This window comes from Kineosporia corallincola (assembly GCF_018499875.1).
Lineage (GTDB): Bacteria > Actinomycetota > Actinomycetes > Actinomycetales > Kineosporiaceae > Kineosporia > Kineosporia corallincola.
The window spans coordinates 204,462-220,644 of record NZ_JAHBAY010000001.1 but is presented as its reverse complement, the minus strand read 5'-3'; the positions used below and the strand labels follow the sequence as shown (position 1 = coordinate 220,644).

14 protein-coding genes are annotated in these 16,183 nt (G+C 71.3%); 7 read left to right on the top strand and 7 right to left on the bottom strand.

Annotated features, from left to right (window positions below):
- Positions 1–46: 46 nt before the first annotated feature.
- The 4 genes from KIH74_RS00995 to KIH74_RS00980 all read right to left on the bottom strand — a co-directional run bounded on the left by KIH74_RS00995 (position 47) and on the right by KIH74_RS00980 (position 3,184).
- Entirely contained in the window at positions 47–430 is a 384-nt protein-coding gene (locus tag KIH74_RS00995; protein WP_214153435.1) for a cold-shock protein, read from the bottom strand.
- A gap of 92 nt (positions 431–522) precedes the next feature.
- Entirely contained in the window at positions 523–1,194 is a 672-nt protein-coding gene (locus tag KIH74_RS00990) for an HAD family hydrolase (protein WP_214153434.1), read from the bottom strand.
- A gap of 86 nt (positions 1,195–1,280) precedes the next feature.
- Positions 1,281–2,333, bottom strand: coding sequence for a hypothetical protein (locus KIH74_RS00985; protein WP_214153433.1), 1,053 nt, complete (start codon positions 2,331–2,333; stop codon positions 1,281–1,283).
- Complete coding sequence (locus KIH74_RS00980) at positions 2,330–3,184, bottom strand: hypothetical protein (protein WP_214153432.1); 855 nt, start codon at positions 3,182–3,184, stop codon at positions 2,330–2,332. Before KIH74_RS00980 ends, KIH74_RS00985 begins: the two co-directional genes overlap by 4 nt.
- Positions 3,185–3,351: 167 nt before the next feature.
- Between KIH74_RS00980 and KIH74_RS00975 the strand changes: the two genes are divergently transcribed.
- On the top strand, positions 3,352–5,832 hold the full coding sequence (locus KIH74_RS00975) for a helicase-associated domain-containing protein (RefSeq protein WP_214153431.1): 2,481 nt from the start codon (positions 3,352–3,354) through the stop codon (positions 5,830–5,832).
- Between the two features lie 42 nt (positions 5,833–5,874).
- Positions 5,875–7,527, top strand: coding sequence for a DNA repair helicase XPB (locus KIH74_RS00970; RefSeq protein ID WP_214153430.1), 1,653 nt, complete (start codon positions 5,875–5,877; stop codon positions 7,525–7,527).
- 24 nt (positions 7,528–7,551) lie between these two features.
- Here the strand turns inward: KIH74_RS00970 and KIH74_RS00965 are convergent, their stop codons facing one another.
- Together KIH74_RS00965 and KIH74_RS00960 are read right to left on the bottom strand one after the other, a co-directional pair.
- Complete coding sequence (locus tag KIH74_RS00965) at positions 7,552–7,725, bottom strand: MFS transporter (RefSeq protein ID WP_214153429.1); 174 nt, start codon at positions 7,723–7,725, stop codon at positions 7,552–7,554.
- 123 nt (positions 7,726–7,848) lie between these two features.
- Entirely contained in the window at positions 7,849–9,630 is a 1,782-nt protein-coding gene (locus tag KIH74_RS00960) for an ABC transporter ATP-binding protein (protein WP_281417573.1), read from the bottom strand.
- Positions 9,631–9,712: 82 nt separating this feature from the next.
- Between KIH74_RS00960 and KIH74_RS37400 the strand changes: the two genes are divergently transcribed.
- From KIH74_RS37400 to KIH74_RS00935, 5 genes are all read left to right on the top strand, one after another.
- On the top strand, positions 9,713–10,135 hold the full coding sequence (locus KIH74_RS37400; RefSeq protein ID WP_214153427.1) for a MarR family winged helix-turn-helix transcriptional regulator: 423 nt from the start codon (positions 9,713–9,715) through the stop codon (positions 10,133–10,135).
- 81 nt (positions 10,136–10,216) lie between these two features.
- Complete coding sequence (locus tag KIH74_RS00950; RefSeq protein ID WP_308113491.1) at positions 10,217–10,924, top strand: response regulator transcription factor; 708 nt, start codon at positions 10,217–10,219, stop codon at positions 10,922–10,924.
- Positions 10,925–10,930: 6 nt separating this feature from the next.
- On the top strand, positions 10,931–12,532 hold the full coding sequence (locus tag KIH74_RS00945; RefSeq protein WP_214153423.1) for a sensor histidine kinase: 1,602 nt from the start codon (positions 10,931–10,933) through the stop codon (positions 12,530–12,532).
- 350 nt (positions 12,533–12,882) lie between these two features.
- A complete protein-coding gene (locus KIH74_RS00940) occupies positions 12,883–13,020 on the top strand; it encodes a hypothetical protein (protein WP_214153421.1) in 138 nt (45 codons plus the stop codon).
- A 200-nt stretch (positions 13,021–13,220) separates the two neighbouring features.
- Entirely contained in the window at positions 13,221–15,203 is a 1,983-nt protein-coding gene (locus KIH74_RS00935) for a S1C family serine protease (RefSeq protein ID WP_214153419.1), read from the top strand.
- 622 nt (positions 15,204–15,825) lie between these two features.
- Here KIH74_RS00935 and KIH74_RS00930 read toward each other — a convergent pair.
- The gene (locus tag KIH74_RS00930; protein ID WP_214153417.1) at positions 15,826–16,041 is read right to left on the bottom strand and encodes a hypothetical protein; all 216 of its coding nucleotides are present in this window, start codon (positions 16,039–16,041) and stop codon (positions 15,826–15,828) included.
- Between the last annotated feature and the right edge of the window lie 142 nt (positions 16,042–16,183).

Here is a 16,183-nt window from a genome sequence, read left to right as displayed (position 1 = left end):
CCCCGCAGTGTGTCGAGCAGGCGCGGACGGCGCGCCGGACGGCCGATCACGCCTCGAGGTCGTCTGCGACGGCGCGGAGCACGGTGGCGACCTTGCTCGCGGACGAGCGGTCGGGGTAACGCCCACGACGCAGGCTGTTGGAGACGTTGTCCAGCAGCTTGATCAGGTCTTCCACGATGACCGTCATGTCTTCGGGGGGCTTGCGCATGGCCCGCGCCACGGACGGGGTGGCCTCGACCAGACGCACCGAGAGGGCCTGGAGGCCACGACGGCCCTCGGCGACCCCGAACTCGATCTTGGCGCCCGGTTTGAGCGTGGTCGTACCCGCGGGCAGCGCGGAGGCGTGCACGAAGACCTCACCGCCGTCATCGTTGCTGGCGAAACCGAAGCCTCGCTCGGCGTCGAACCACTTGACCCTGCCAGTCGGCACGTCTGTATCCCCTGTCACGTGACGGTTGCCGCGGGCCTGTACCCACGGCAACCGCTCTTGCTCACGATCTGTCGTTTCCTCAAGGTTAGCCGTCAGTTGCCGACGTGCGAACGGCTTAATCCGTGCAGATGTGCCGAAAGCCATCGCGGGAATCCGAGAAGATCGTCGAGAACCACGTCCGCGCCGGCCGCCGTCAGCTCGGCCGCGGTCTGCGGCCCGGTGCTCACCGCGACGCTGGTCGCGCCCGCCACCTGGGCCGCCGTGACGTCACCGATGTGGTCGCCGACGTAGACCGAGGCACCCTCGGTGATCAGCAGTTCGCCCTTGGCGCTGCCGAACCGGCCGCCCGCGATCAGGTCGGGCCGGTGCTTGTCGTCGAGCAGGCCGAGCGCCTCGAGCACGGAGTGCACACCCGGCTCGGACTTCGCCGAGATCACCAGCACCCGGCCACCCGCCTCGCGGATGGCGGCGAACGCCTCGTGCACGCCGGGCAACAGCCGGTTCCGCGACAACCCGGTGGTGGGGTAGAGCGAGCGATAGGTGTCGGCCACCACGTCGACGTCGACCCCGGGCATCAGTTCACCGATGATCCGGTCGAGCGGGTAACCCATGAGCGGCCAGGCGCGTTCGCGGTCCACGACGACGTCGGACAGACCGCCGGTGACCTGCCGGTGCGCCAGTGCCAGGGTGGCCACGATGCCGTCGGCCGAGTCCACCAGGGTCATGTCGAGGTCGAAGCCGACCACCAGCTGTCCAGTTGGCACGATGCCCAGTTTAGGGCCCTTGGGCACAACGACGGACGACGAGGAGCCCTTGACGGGCTCCTCGTCGTCCATGGTTCGAAAGCAGGTCAGCGCAGCGACTCGTGCAGACCCCGGTAGCGCTTGAACGCGTTGCGCAGATCCTCGGTCGAGCCGGCGGCCAGCTGCGAGCGCAGTCCGGCCAGGTCCCGCTCCAGCAGTCCGGCGGCCCCGGCCACCGTGGCCTGCGGATCGTCGACGAACTTGGTCTGGAGCTCGCGCCATTCGTCGTCGCCGGTCAGCCCGGTGTGCCCGGACACCGCGTCGGCCGCGGCCCCGGAACGACGACGGCCGCTGCTGATCGGGGTGACCGGCGAGACGTCGCCCCGCTCGTCACCGTCGACGGAACCGTCGTCGGAACCGTCGGTGTCGGTGTCCCGGCCGCGCTTCTCGGAACCGTCCACCTTGTCTGCCCGGCTCACCCGGTGCACCGGTGCCGAAGAGGCAAGGGGGGACGCCGCGGGAGACGCGCCGGGGGACGGAACCGGTGACGCCGTGGGAGACGTCCGGGTGTCTTCCTCGGTGGCGACGGGTGCCGGAGCCGGGGTCAGGGTCCCGCTCCGGCGGTCCGCGTCGTCGTGCGCGAAGTTCTCGCGCACCGAGGGGTCGTGGCGGTCGGCGGGGCGGTACACCTCGTCCTCCCCGGTCACCGGCGATGCACTGCCCGGCGCACCGGTGGCGGCACCTGCGGCACGACCGGTCGAGGTACCGGCCGTACCGCCGACCGGGATCGGCCGCGAGGCCTGGTCCTCCCGCACGGCACCTCCCGCCGGGCCGACAGCCGGATCACTCCCCGGGCCGTTCGCCGGAACACCCGTCGGGCCGGCCCAGGCGGTGCGGTCAGCACCCGCCTGACCCACCGAACTGGCCGCGGACGGACCGGGCCAGGTCCGGCGCGTGCCCTCCGGATCGTCCCCAGCCGGGTTCTCGGCCAGTTTCCCGACCGAGTTCTCGGCCTGGTTCTCGATCCGGTCCCGCTCGATCCGGTCCCGCTCGGCCCGGTCCCGCTCGGCCCGGGCGGTCTGCTCGGCCCGCCGGGTGGCCGAGGTGGCCTCGTCGCCGGCCGTCTGCCCGTCGCCGGTCGTCCGCTCGCCGCTGCTCATCGGGTCTCCTGCGGGCTGCGCCCGGTGGCCGGGGCGTCATCCGCCCGGCCCGCCACCACGCGGTCCTGCACCGGCCCGGAACGGGTCGGGTCGACCGGCGGACGGCGATCGGTCACGGGCGTGCGTCGTCCGTCGTCCTCGCGGTCGAGCTCACCGGACCGCGCCCCCGGAACCCGGGTGTCGCGCGACTCGCGCGAGTCACGAGGGCCCGACGTCATCGGCTGGGTGTCCCGCGGGGTCTCCGGCCGGCCCGGCGCCCCGGAGTGCTTGCCGGCCGGCAGCGGCCGGGTGGTCTGCACCGGCTCGGGCGTGCCCACCAGGGCGTGGAACAGCTTGCGGTAGTGCATGAACGCCTGCCGCAGGTCCTCGGTCTCCAGCTTCCCCGAGGCCCGGTGACGCTCGTGCGACTCGTGCGCACTGCGGTAGTACTGCACGATCTCCGGGTGGTCGACCATGATCATGTCGGAGCGGGCGCCGAAGTCGTCCATCGGGTAGCCGCGTTCCTTCATCACCTGGGTGATCAGCGTGTCCGCGTCGTCCACCGCGGCGGGCGGCTCGTCCACGAACCGGGCCTGGGCGGCCGACCAGCGGGTGCCGTAGCGGGCCTTCTCCTCGTTCGTCAGGTCCCGGATCGACAGCTTGTCACGTCGGTCGGCGATGGCGGCCAGCTTGCGCTCGGCCTTCGCCCGGTTGTCCGAGCCCGACAGGTAGCGCTCGTACTCCGGCCCGAACCGGTCCTTCAGCTCCGACCGGCGCTGCTGGAGTTCTGCGTTCTTCCGGGCCTTCTGGAAGGCGAACAACCCGAGCAGCAGCAACGCCAGCAAGACGATGATGACGATCGCCGTAACCATGCGTCCTCCTTCTTCAGACGCGCCCGGACGACCCGGACGACCTTCTTGATCGAGCATCCCCACAGATCGGGCATACCGCTTCTTGAGATGTTCTTGAGCCGCCGCCGATGCCCGGAACGCGTGATCACCGGGCACCATCGACGCACCGGTGCGATTACCGTGGGGGCGTGCCCCCGACCCCTGTGCGCAGCCTGGCCGACGAACTGCGCAGCTGGGACGACGAGGCTCTGGTTTCCCTGCTGGAGCAGCGGCCCGACCTGACCGTCCCGCCCCCGGCCGACCTGGGCGGCCTGGCCACCGCCGCGGTCACCCGGCTGTCGGTGCAGCGGGCCGTCGACGGCCTGGACGCCCGCACGCTCCAGGTTCTCGAGGTGATGGCCGTCAGCCCGGAGCCGGTGTCGTCGGGTGAGCTCAGCCGCCGCTGGGGCGCACCGGTCAGCGGGCCGCTGGCCGAACTGCGCGGCCTCGGCCTGGTCTGGGGCGGAGCCCGCTCCCTGCACCTGGTGCGCGCGGCCCGGGAGAGCCTCGGCCCGCACCCGGCCGGTCTCGGCCCGCCGCTGGCCGAGGCCCTGGGCCGGCGTTCGCCGCAACGTCTGGCCGAGGTGATGGAAGACCTCGGCCTGCCACCCTCCGGAGACCCGGACACCGCCCTGGCCCGGCTGGCCGGGCACCTGGGCGACCCGGCGATCGTCGCCGCCCTGCTGGAGAAGGCCCCGCAGCCCGCGGCGCAGGTGCTGGAACGGCTGGTCTGGGGCCCGCCCGTGGGCCAGGTGCCGGACGCCGACCGCGCGGTGCGGGCCGGCACCGCGGGATCCCCGGTGGAGTGGCTGCTGGCCCACGGCCTGCTCGCCGTCGCCGACCCGGGACACGTGGTGCTCCCCCGCGAGATCGGCCTCGCCCTGCGCGGGGGCAGGGTGCACCGCCGCCCCGAGCAGACCCCGCCACCACTGGAGCTGCGGGAGCGTAAGAACACGCAGGCCGACGACACCGCCGGGCTGGCCGCGGCCGAGGCGGTGCGGCTGGCCGAGGCACTCGGCACGCTCTGGGGCGCCGACCCGCCCCCGCTGCTGCGGGCCGGTGGGCTCAGCGTGCGCGATCTGCGGCGCACCGCCACCGCTCTCGACCTGGACGAGGCCACCGCGGCGCTGCTGGTCGAGATCGCCCTGGCCGCCGGCCTGATCGCCGACGACGGTGAGGCCGACCCGTCGTGGCTGCCCACCGCGGAGTTCGACACCTGGCTGGCCGGGAGCATCGGCGAGCGCTGGGTCCGGCTGGCGCTCGCCTGGTGGGACACGCCGCGAGCGGCCGCCCTGGTCGGCTCCCGCGGCCCGAAGGACTCGCCGGTGTCGGCGCTCGGTCCGGGGGTGGAACGCCCGCAGGCCCGCATCGTGCGGCAGCACGTGCTCACCGATCTCGCGGCCGAGACCGCCCGGCACCCCGAGGGCACGGTGGGTGCCCTGGCCGACCCGAACGGTTCCGGCCTGGTGGAGCGGCTGGTCTGGACCGCCCCGCGGCGCGGCTCGGCGTCGCAGCCCGAGCTGGTGCGCTGGGCGCTGACCGAGGCCGCCTGGCTGGGCCTGACCGGGCTGGGCGCGATCTCGTCGTTCGGCCGGTCGCTGATCGAATCGGCCGACGGCGCGCCCGGTTACGGCACCGGCAGCGGCCCGGAACCGACCACGGCGCAGACCGCCCGGCGCGTCGACGGCGCCCGGCCGGCCGCCGGCCTGCTCGACGGCACGCTGCCCGAGCCGGTCGACCACGTGCTGCTCCAGGCCGACCTGAGCGTGGTGGCGCCCGGCCGGCTGCCCGCCGCGACCGAGCGCGAGCTGCTGCTGATGGCCGAGGTGGAGAGCCGGGGCGGGGCCTCGGTCTTCCGGATCACCCCAGCCTCGGTGCGCCGGGCGCTGGACGCCGGGCGCACCGGTGAGGACCTGATCCGCTGGCTCGGTGCGCACAGCCGCACCCCGGTTCCGCAGCCGCTGGAGTACCTGATCACCGACAGCGCACGGCGTTACGGCCGGTTGCGGGTCGGCGTCGCCTCGGCCTACCTGCGTGCGGACGACGAGACGCTGCTCACCGAGGTTCTGGCGGACCGCCGCGCGGCCGCGCTGCGGCTGCGACGGCTGGCCCCGACGGTGCTCGCCGCGGGCGCCCCGCCCGACCTGGTGCTGGCCGCGCTGCGGGAGATGGGCCTGGCCCCGGCGGCCGAGTCCCCGGACGGCGACCTGCTGGTGCACGCCGTGCCGCCGCGCCGGGCCCGGGCCGCCGCCTCACCGGTGGCGCGGCGCCAGCCGCCGCCGACCGCGAGCGCCGAGGCCCTGCGCACGGCCGTGCGGGCGATGCGCGCGGTGGAGCAGAACGTCCGCCGCCCGGTCGCCCGGGGCGGCGCGGAACCCCCGCCGCTGGTGCCGATGGACCCGGCGGGGGCGATCGCGGTGCTGCGCGAGGCCGCGGCCCTTCGTCGTCCTCTGTGGATCGGTTACCTGGAGGACGCCGGTAAGGCCGTGCGGCAGATCATCGAGCCGCTGGCCGTGGAGGGCGGGCGGATCCGGGCGCTGGAGGTGGCCAGCGGCCGGGTGCGCGGCTATTCGGTGCACCGGGTGATCGCGGTGGCGGCCACGGATGAAACGGCTCCCGAAGCTGGTTGAGCTCTTGTCCGGTGCCCGAGGTGATGAGGGAGACTCTTTTCCGTGACTGACGGACCACTGATCGTCCAGAGCGACAAGACGCTGCTGCTGGAGATCGACCACGACCAGGCGGCGGCCTGCCGCCGGGCGATCGCCCCGTTCGCCGAGCTGGAACGCGCCCCGGAGCACGTGCACACCTACCGGCTCACCCCGCTGGGCCTGTGGAACGCCCGGGCGGCCGGCCACGACGCCGAGCAGGTGGTCGACGTCCTGCTGGAGTACTCCCGCTACCCGGTGCCGCACGCCCTGCTGGTCGACGTGGCCGAGACGATGGCCCGCTACGGGCGTCTCCAGCTGGTCAAGGACGGCCCGAACCTGGTGCTGCGTGGCCTGGACGTGCCGGTGCTCGAGGAGGTGCTGCGCAGCAAGAAGGTCGTCCCGCTGGTCGGCGAGCGGCTGGGCGAGACCGACGTGCTGGTGCACCCGAGCGAGCGCGGCAACCTCAAGCAGGTGCTGCTGAAGCTGGGCTGGCCGGCGGAAGACCTGGCCGGTTACGTCAACGGCGAGAAGCACCCGATCGACCTGGCCCCGGACGGCTGGGAGCTGCGGCCCTACCAGGCCGAGGCGGTGGACGGTTTCTGGCACGGCGGCTCCGGCGTGGTGGTGCTGCCCTGCGGCGCCGGCAAGACCCTGGTGGGCGCTGCCGCGATGGCGAAATCCGGCACCACCACGCTGATTCTGGTGACCAACACGGTCTCGGCCCGGCAGTGGCGTGACGAGCTGATCGCCCGCACCACGCTGACGGAGGACGAGATCGGCGAGTACTCCGGCACCCGCAAGGAGATCCGCCCGGTCACCATCGCCACCTATCAGGTGATGACGACGAAACGTAAGGGCGCGTACGCCCATCTCGACCTGTTCGACGCCCGGGACTGGGGCCTGATCGTGTACGACGAGGTGCACCTGCTGCCCGCCCCGGTGTTCCGGATGACCGCCTCGCTCCAGGCCCGCCGCCGGCTCGGCCTGACCGCGACGCTGGTGCGCGAGGACGGCCGGGAGGGCGACGTGTTCAGCCTGATCGGCCCGAAACGCTATGACGCGCCGTGGAAAGACATCGAGGCGCAGGGCTACATCGCGCCGGCCGACTGCGTGGAGGTGCGGGTGACGCTGCCCGAGCGCGAGCGTCTGCTCTACGCCACCGCCGAGCCGGAGGAGCGCTACCGGCTGTGCGCCACCAGCGACATGAAGACCAAGGTGGTCGAGCAGCTGGTGCGGCAGCACGACGGCGAGCAGATCCTGGTCATCGGGCAGTACCTGGACCAGCTCGACGACATCGGGAACCGGCTCGACGCACCGGTTCTCAAGGGTGAGACGTCGGTGACCGAGCGGCAGCGACTGTTCGACGCATTCCGTTCCGGCGAGATCTCCACCCTGGTCGTCAGCAAGGTCGCGAACTTCTCCATCGACCTGCCCGAGGCCAGTGTGGCGATCCAGGTCTCGGGGTCGTTCGGGTCGCGCCAGGAAGAGGCCCAGCGCCTGGGCCGCCTGCTGCGCCCGAAGAAAGACGGAAAGGGCGCCCGGTTCTACGCCGTCATCTCCCGGGACACGCTCGACCAGGACTTCGCCGCGCACCGGCAGCGATTCCTGGCCGAGCAGGGCTATGCCTACCGCATCGTCGACGCCGAGGACATCGGGGCCCAGAAGCCGGAGGTCTGAGGCACCGGGCGGGGGCCCGCGTCCTCAGGTCGCGACCCTCGCCCGCAGCTCCTGCTCGATCCGCTCCAGCGACTTGCCCTTCGTCTCCGGCACCCAGATCAGGGTGAACACCAGGCAGAGCAGGCCGATCGCGCCGAACACGGCGAAGTTCGGGATCCACATGTCCACCTCGGCGTCGGTGGTCAGCACGATCGCCATCGGGGCGATCAGTGTGCTCAGCGTCCTGAATGAATCACCCGACGGCGCGCGAGATGCGTCACGCCACGACCACACTTCCAGGTGATCCGGTTCACGCCCTCCGGGGTTGACCGGCCCCGCGCATCACACGCTGAGGGCGGCGTAACGCCCGTCGTTCTCCAGAAGGCTTTCGTGCGTCCCGGTCTCGACGATCCGCCCGTGGTCGAGCACCGCGATCTGGTCGGCGTCGCGCACCGTGGACAGGCGGTGGGCGATGGTGATCGTGGTGCGGCCCCGGGCCAGCTCGTCAAATGCCTGCTGCACGGCCCGCTCGGTGGCGGTGTCCAGGGCACTGGTCGCCTCGTCGAGCACCAGCACCCGTGGATCGCGCAGCAGGGTGCGGGCGATCGCCAGGCGCTGCTTCTCCCCGCCGGAGAACCGGTGCCCCCGCGAGCCCACCATCGTGTCGTAACCGTCGGGCAGCGAGGCGATCAGGTCGTGCACCTGGGCGGCGCGGGCGGCGTCCTCGATCTGCCGGTCGGTGGCGTCGGGCCGGGTGTAGCGCAGGTTCTCCCGCACGGTGGTGTGCAGCAGGTAGGTCTCCTGACTGACCACACCGACGACCCGGGCCAGGTCGGCCAGGGCGAACCGGCGCAGGTCGATGCCGTCGATCGTCACCCGGCCCGCGTCCGGATCGGCCAGCCGGGCCACCAGAGAGCCCAGAGTGCTCTTGCCAGAACCCGTTTCACCGACCAGGGCCAGCGTGGTCCCGGCCGGGACGGTGAGGTCGATCCCGGCCAGGGCGGCCGTGTCGTTGCCCGGATAGGTGAACGTGACGTCTTCGATCCGCACGTCCCCCCGGATCGAGGACGGGTCCACGGCCACCGGCTCGGCGGGCTCGTCCACCTCCACCGGAAGGTCGAGGTACTCGAAGATGCGGGCGAACAGCGCGAGCGAGGAGGTGATCGAGACCCCGACGTTGAGCAGGCTGGTCAGCGGCCGGAACAGGCTCTGCTGCAACGAGGTGAAGGCGACCAGGGTGCCGATGGTCATGCCGCCGGCGGTCGCCGGCAGCCCGGCGCTCAGGTAGATGGCGGCCGGGATCGCCGCGAAGATCACGCTCATCGAGGCCATCCGCCAGCGACCGGCCAGGTCGGAACGCAGTTGCAGGTCGATGAGCCGTTCCGAGGTGGCGGTGAACCGGTCGATCAGCGCGGAACCGGTGCCCAGGGTCTTGCTCAGCTGCACCCCGCTGACCGAAAGTCCTTCCTCGATGGTCACGTTCAGGTCGGCCAGGGCGCGCTGACGCTGCATGGTGATGACCCGGCGCAGGGCGGCCACCCGGCGGCTGAGGTAGATCGCGGGCGGCATCACGACGAGCGAGATCAGCGAGAGCTTCCAGGAGAGCGCGATCATCGCGACGGCCGTGGCGACCGCGGTGGTGAGGTTGGAGGCGATCGAGGTGGCGGTCGAGGTGACCACGCTCTGCATGCCGCCGATGTCGTTGGTGATGCGGGACTGCACCTCGCCGGTGCGGGTGCGGGTGAAGAAGGCGACGGACTGGCGCTGGAGGTGCGTGAACACGTCGGTGCGCAGCCGGTGCATCACCTCCTGACCGACGCGGGTGCTGATCCAGGTCTGCACCACGCCGAGCACGCTGGTCAGCACGGCCACGCCGACCATGCCGGCGACCAGCCAGACCAGCAGGGGCACGTCCTGGTCCGGGATCGCGACGTCGATGACCTCGCGCAGCAGGAACGGGGACGCCATGGCGACGATCGACGACGCCACGATGATCGCGACCACCACGGCGAGCGGCCTGCGGTGGGCGGTGAACAGGGCGCCGACGCGACGCAGGGAAACGTCCTTGGCCTGCGCCTTCTCGGCTGCCCGCTGGGCGGGACCGACTTCTGGGGGCCTTGGCAAGAGCTACCTCCGGACTGGGGGACTTTTTAGTGAGGTTACCTCACTATGAGGCTCCAAGCGTATGTTCGGTTACCGTATTCCGGTGAACACGACAGAGGACGACGAGACGCTGGCCGAGGCGTTCTGGGCGGTCTCACGCCGCCTGCGTCACCGCAGCCACGAGAGCGTCAGTCCTCTGGGGGTCACTCCGGCCCAGGCCCGGGCCGTCGGGGTGCTCACCCGGCACGGCCCGATGCGGATCAGCGAACTGTCGAACCACCTGCGCATCGCCCCCCGCTCCGGCACCGAGGTGGTGGACGCGCTGGAGGAGCGCGGACTGGTCGCACGATCTCCCGACCCGGCCGACCGCAGAGCCGTTCTGGTGACACTGAGCAGTCAGGGCGAGGAGGTCGCGGCTGCCGTGCGCCGGGCCCGGGCGGCCGAGGCGGACCAGTTCTTCGACCGGCTGGACGAGAGCGACCGCAAGGAACTGGCCCGGATCATCGGGATTCTGCGCCGCCCCTGACCCGCACGAGCCCGGTATCCCCGACGCGCCTTGACGGCTGGCGTCCAGGAACTTCCCAGACTCCGGGTGCACGCTATCGCCGTGGCTGAGAAGACCTTTGAGGCGAAGTTGCTGGTCGTCGACGACGAACCGAACATTCGCGAACTCCTGACGACCAGTCTGAGGTTCGCCGGTTTCGACGTCGTGGGTGCCGGTGACGGCGCCCAGGCGCTCGCACTCGCCGAGCAGCACCGACCCGACCTGGTGGTGCTCGACGTGATGATGCCGGACATGGACGGGTTCACCGTCACCCGCAAACTGCGCGAGCGGGGCCGCGACATCCCGGTCGTCTTCCTCACCGCCCGTGACGAAACGGGCGACAAGGTCACCGGCCTCACGGTGGGCGGCGACGACTACGTCACCAAGCCGTTCAGCCTCGAGGAGGTGGTGGCCCGGATCCGCGCCGTGCTGCGCCGCACCGGGGTGGCCACCGACGCCGCCAGCGGCCGGCTGGTCTTCCACGATCTCGAACTCGACGAGGACTCGCACGAGGTCCGCCGCGGTGGCCGACTCATCGAGCTGTCCCCCACCGAGTTCAAACTGCTGCGCTACCTGATGCTGAACCCGAACCGGGTGCTGTCGAAGGCGCAGATCCTCGACCACGTCTGGGCCTACGACTTCAACGGTGAGGCCGGGATCGTCGAGTCCTACATCTCCTACCTGCGCCGCAAGATCGACGACGTCGAGCCACCGCTGATCCACACCAAGCGCGGTGTCGGCTACGTCCTGCGCCTGCCACCCCAGGGCTGATCACTCATGACCTCCATCCAGAGCAGTGCCTTCCCGGCGCCCACGGTCGAGCGCCGCCGGCAGCCCCGCGTGCTCGTCCGCGCCCGCGCCCGCTGGAACCAGGCCCCGTTGCGGGCCCGTCTGGTCGGCATCATGGTCGTGCTGCTGGTCTCCGGGCTGGCCCTGACCGGTTTCGCCAGCCAGTACGTGCTGAAGAGCTACCTGGTCGACAAGGTCGACTCGCAGCTCAACCAGAGCCTGGCCAAGCTCAGCCAGGCCGCCAGCCAGGGCCAGCTGAGCAGCAGCCTGAGTCGTGAGGACTGGGGCCTGTCGTCCGCCGCGCTCTCCCTGTCGTACGACAACGGCAGTGGCACCCCGGAGATGCGCTCGCCCGCGAACCGCGCGGAGCCCGCCCTCACCAACCTCACCGCCGAGCAGGCGAACGACCTTGAGCAGGAGATCTTCTCGGTCGGCTCGGTCACCGGCGACACCCAGTGGCGCGTGATCGCGGCCAGCTGGGGCAACGAGCTCACCGGCCAGACCGGCAGCGTGCAGATCGCGCTCCCGCTCGACGACATCGACGACGCGGTGAACCGTCTGCGCATCCTGATCCTGATGTTCGGCATCATGGTCACCACGATCTTCGCCGGCCTGGGCTGGCTGGTGATCCGCCGCTCGTTCCGCCCGCTCACCGAGGTGGAGGAGACGGCCGCCGCGATCGCCGCGGGCGACCTGTCCCGTCGCGTCCCCGCGCACCCGCCGACCACCGAGGTCGGCCGGCTCACCCACTCGCTGAACGGCATGCTGGCCCAGATCGAGAGCGCGTTCCGCTCCCGCGAGGCGTCCGAGCAGCGCACCCGTCGCTTCGCCGCCGACGCGTCACACGAACTGAGGACGCCGCTGGCCTCGATCCGTGGCTTCGCCGAGCTCTACCGGCAGGGGGCCGTCTCCGAACCGGAAGACATCGCCCGCACGATGAGCCGGATCGAGGACGAGTCCCGGCGCATGGGAACGCTGGTGGAAGACCTGCTGCTGCTGGCCCGGCTCGACGAGCAGCGGCCCGCACGCAGCGAACCGGTCGACCTGGCCGTGCTGGCGGGCGACGCCAGCCACGACGCCCGGGGTCTGGCCCCCGACCGTCAGGTGCGTCTGGTCGGCCTGACCGAGGGCCACGGCCCCGAGCCGGCCGTGGTGATCGGTGACGACAACCGGCTGCGGCAGGTGGTGGCCAATCTGGTCGCCAACGCCGTGCGGCACACCCCGGCGGGCACCCCGATCGAGGTGGCCGTGGGCCGGCAGCAGAACGTCGCCGTGCTGGAGGTGCGCGACCACGGTGAGGGCCTGACCCACGAGCACGCGAGCAAGGTGTTCGAGCGGTTCTACCGGGTGGACGCCTCCCGGGCCCGGCACCAGGGCGGGGGCTCCGGCCTCGGCCTGTCGATCGTCGCGGCCGTGATCAGCTCGCACGGTGGCCGGGTCGGCGTGACCGCGACGCCGGGCGGCGGTGCCACCTTCCGGGTGGAACTTCCGCTCTCCGACACCGGTCTGTCCGAAGGGCCCGACGACCCCGACACGCCTGACGACCTGGACAACGACAACCCGTCACCCAGTGCCAGCCCGTCTTCCTGAGCACATCTGCACTGACTGTCAGTAACCGGCCGCCCGAATGACCTACCTCGGGCGGCCGGTTCTCTATTGCTTTTTCACTCTGGTCGCAACCGCAGCTCCTGGGTATTTCCGAAAGCGCCGGAAAGCTCCACCAAAAGCGTGACGCCAACCACAGGGTGATCTCGTCAGATTGACCTGTACAGCCTGGCCTGCGGAGATACACTTGTCCGTACAGCGTGTTCCCCGTTGATCCCGGGCATTTTCCGGTCGAGATCCAGCGTTACCTGGATCGAAACCAGGCGGTCACAGAAAAGCGTGAGCCTGGTAACCGGAAGACGTACCGGCCTACAACCCTTTGCTGAGGAGGGCAGATGATCCACAAAGCGACCACCCCGGACCGTGACGACACCGAGGCTCCTCGTACGTCCGTCGCCAACCCCCGTCGCACGCGTCTCGACGCCAACGGCCGTCCGATCACGGTGTCGGCCACCACGTCCTCCGCTGAATGAACAGCGTGCTGGACGCCTAGAACGCTTGCGTTCTGCACGACGATGCCCCGGTCACCGGCCGGGGCATCACGCGTTTTGACCGGTTGCTCTCCGCCCGGGCACCCCGGTTCTCAGGCTTCTCACAGACGTGGTGCAGCGAACGCCGAGGGGCAGGGCTTGAACTGGTTCCCGTCAGCAAGCTGGCCACGAGGGTGAGAACAATGACGCAGACCACGAACAACCACGACGAGAACGGTTTCGCCTGGGCCCGCCGCCCCGGTGACGACTCGTCCGCGACCGACCAGACGCCGGCTGCGCAGGCTTCCGCTCCGGCCGGCCCGAACAGCGAGACCCAGGCTCCGACCGCGGCGATGCCGGCCGGTCAGTCCTACGGCGCGACGCAGGCGCAGCCGACCACCGACGCCCAGAGCCACCCGGCCCAGGCCGCGAGTGGCCAGGCTCCGAGTAGCCAGGCTCCGGCGAGCCAGGGCTTCGCCGGCCAGAGCGCCGCGGGCCAGGGATTCGCCGCACAGGACCAGGCCGGCCAGCCCAGCAGCTCTGCGGCCCACACCGGGACGCAGCCCGCGCAGGCTCCGTACGGCCAGGGCCAGGCCCAGCAGCATGGTCAGCACGGCCAGGCCGCCGCTCAGCAGCAGCACGGCCAGCAGCCGGGCCAGCAGTACGGCGCCCCGCAGCAGCCGTACGGCACGCAGAACCCCCAGGCCTACGGCCAGGCGCCCTACGGGCAGACCCAGCCGCAGGCGCCCTACGGCCAGAACCCGTACGCCCGCCCGCAGGGTTCTCCCCAGGGTGCGCCGCAGTACGGGCAGACCGGCTACACCCCCGCCGTCTCCGGCTCGACCGGGTACACCCCGGCCGCCTCCGGCTCGACCGGCGGCCCGCAGACGCTCACGGCCTACCCGAGCACCGGCACCACCACCGCTCCCGGCACCGACTCCGGCCACCCGAGCGGCCCGCTGCCGCAGGCCGGTTTCGGCAGCGACGGCCAGCCGCCGGTGCCGCCGACCGGCAAGAAGCGCAAGCCGCTGGGACAGCCGGGCTGGCGCGGCATGATCGCCACCGGCCTCGGCGCGGCGCTGATCGCCAGCCTGCTCACGGCCGGTGCCGTGGTGCTCGCCACGCAGGACGACGACTCCACCAGCGCTCTGGCCACCACCTCGCAGAGCAGCGACTCCACCGTGGAGGCACCGGTCACCGGCAGCACCTCACAGAACCCGGACTGGAAGTCGGTCGCCGCCGCGGTCGAGCCCAGCGTGGTGTCGGTGCAGGTCACCGCCGACCAGTCCGAGGGTGAGGGCTCCGGCGTCATTCTCGACACCGACGGCCGCATCGTCACCAACAACCACGTCGTCTCCGGCGCCACCACGATCGAGGTCGTGCTGAACGACGGCCGCAAGTACAGCGCCAAGGTGGTCGGCACCGACTCCGCCACCGACCTGGCCGTGATCCAGCTGGAGAACCCGCCGGACGACCTGACCCCGGCCACCCTGGGCAGCACCGACGACGTCGAGGTCGGCGACTCGGTGATGGCCGTCGGCAACCCGCTGGGCCTGGCCGGCACCGTCACCACCGGCATCGTCAGCGCCGTCGACCGCCCGGTCACCACCAGCTCGTCGGAGACCTCGTCGTCGGCCAGCTCCAGCGACACGGTGGTCACCAACGCGATCCAGACCGACGCCGCCGTGAACCCCGGTAACAGCGGTGGCGCCCTGGTGAACGCGCAGGGCGAGCTGATCGGCATCAACTCCTCCATCGCCACGCTCAGCGCGAGCAGCAGCTTCGGCCAGGAGAGCAGCAGCCAGTCCGGCAGCATCGGCCTGGGCTTCGCGATCCCGGTGGACCAGGTGAAGGACATCACCAACCAGCTGATCAAGAACGGCAGCGCCGAGCACCCGTGGCTCGGTATCTCGCTGAGCGACACCACCGTCAGCGTGGACAGCGCCCAGCGCGACGGCGCCGCGGTGGAGGAGGTCGTGGCCGACTCCCCGGCCGAGGACGCCGGCCTGAAGAAGGGCGACACCGTCATCGCCGTCGACGGCGAGTACGTGAACGGCGCCGAATCCCTGATGGCGCAGGTTCGTGAGCGTTCCGCGGGAACTGAAGTGACCCTCACGATCGTCAGGGATGGTAAGAGCCAGGACGTGAAGGTCACCCTGACCACCCGCCCGGCCAGCGCCAACTGATCCACCAGCACCTCCGATCCACCGTCGGTCCCCGTCCCCCACCAGGGACCGGCGGTTCCGGCGGCTGCCCCCCTCGGCCGCCAGCGCGGAAAGGCTGATCCGAGCAGCCTTTTCCGACAGGGCCCCCGGCGAACTTCCGAGTTCGCCGGGGGCCCTGCGCTTTTGGCCCCGTGCCGGCCCGCGCCGAGCCGGCACGGGGAGTTCCGGACGGCGACCGGCGCGGCCCTCACGCGCCGTCCACCGGGAATCCTGGGCACCGTTCCCCCACATCCGTTGCAGCACCTGGACTCACGGACCGCCCCCACCTCGAAGCCACCGTTCGAGGGAGGGTGGGGGCGACCGTGACGCCACCGCTCCGGCGACGCACAACGACCATGACAGCCCTCGCCGGAACCCGTCCCCGACGATCCACAGAACACACGCCTGTGGATGACCCGCGGTTCGTGTGAGTCACTGGCCGGTGGGCAAAACACAGCCACCGCGGGCAGCCACTCCGAGGAGTGAGTGCCCGCGGTGGCGGACAACCGGGCCGGCGAGGCCGGATCAGTCGGGACGGGACCTCTCGACCGATGCGGCGCTCAGCACGGCCCGATCACGTCGTCGTGCTCGGCGAACCGGACCGTCAGCGTGCGGACGACGGCAGGGGGTTCGGGACCTCCCAGACCATGCTGAGCGTGCGACCACCCTTGCCGTTCGGCAGCTTCACCCAGTGGGCCACCGGGCGCAACGGCGCCGCGGTCCACTCCGGATGCCCCTGGAGCGACATGCCGGTCGCCGCGGAAGCCGATTCCGTAGACGACGCGGTGTCGATCGAGTCAAGACCGTAGAGACGCTTCATAGTTCTCTAGCCACCCTTCGTTCATCTTCTGTTCACCTTCAGGTTAGCAGTTAGTCAGGGAGAGCGGTACCTGAGGGGCATCCGGGACGGAATCAGACACCTGAACGGAAGACCTGGTCAGAACCGCCGCTCAGATCCGGGG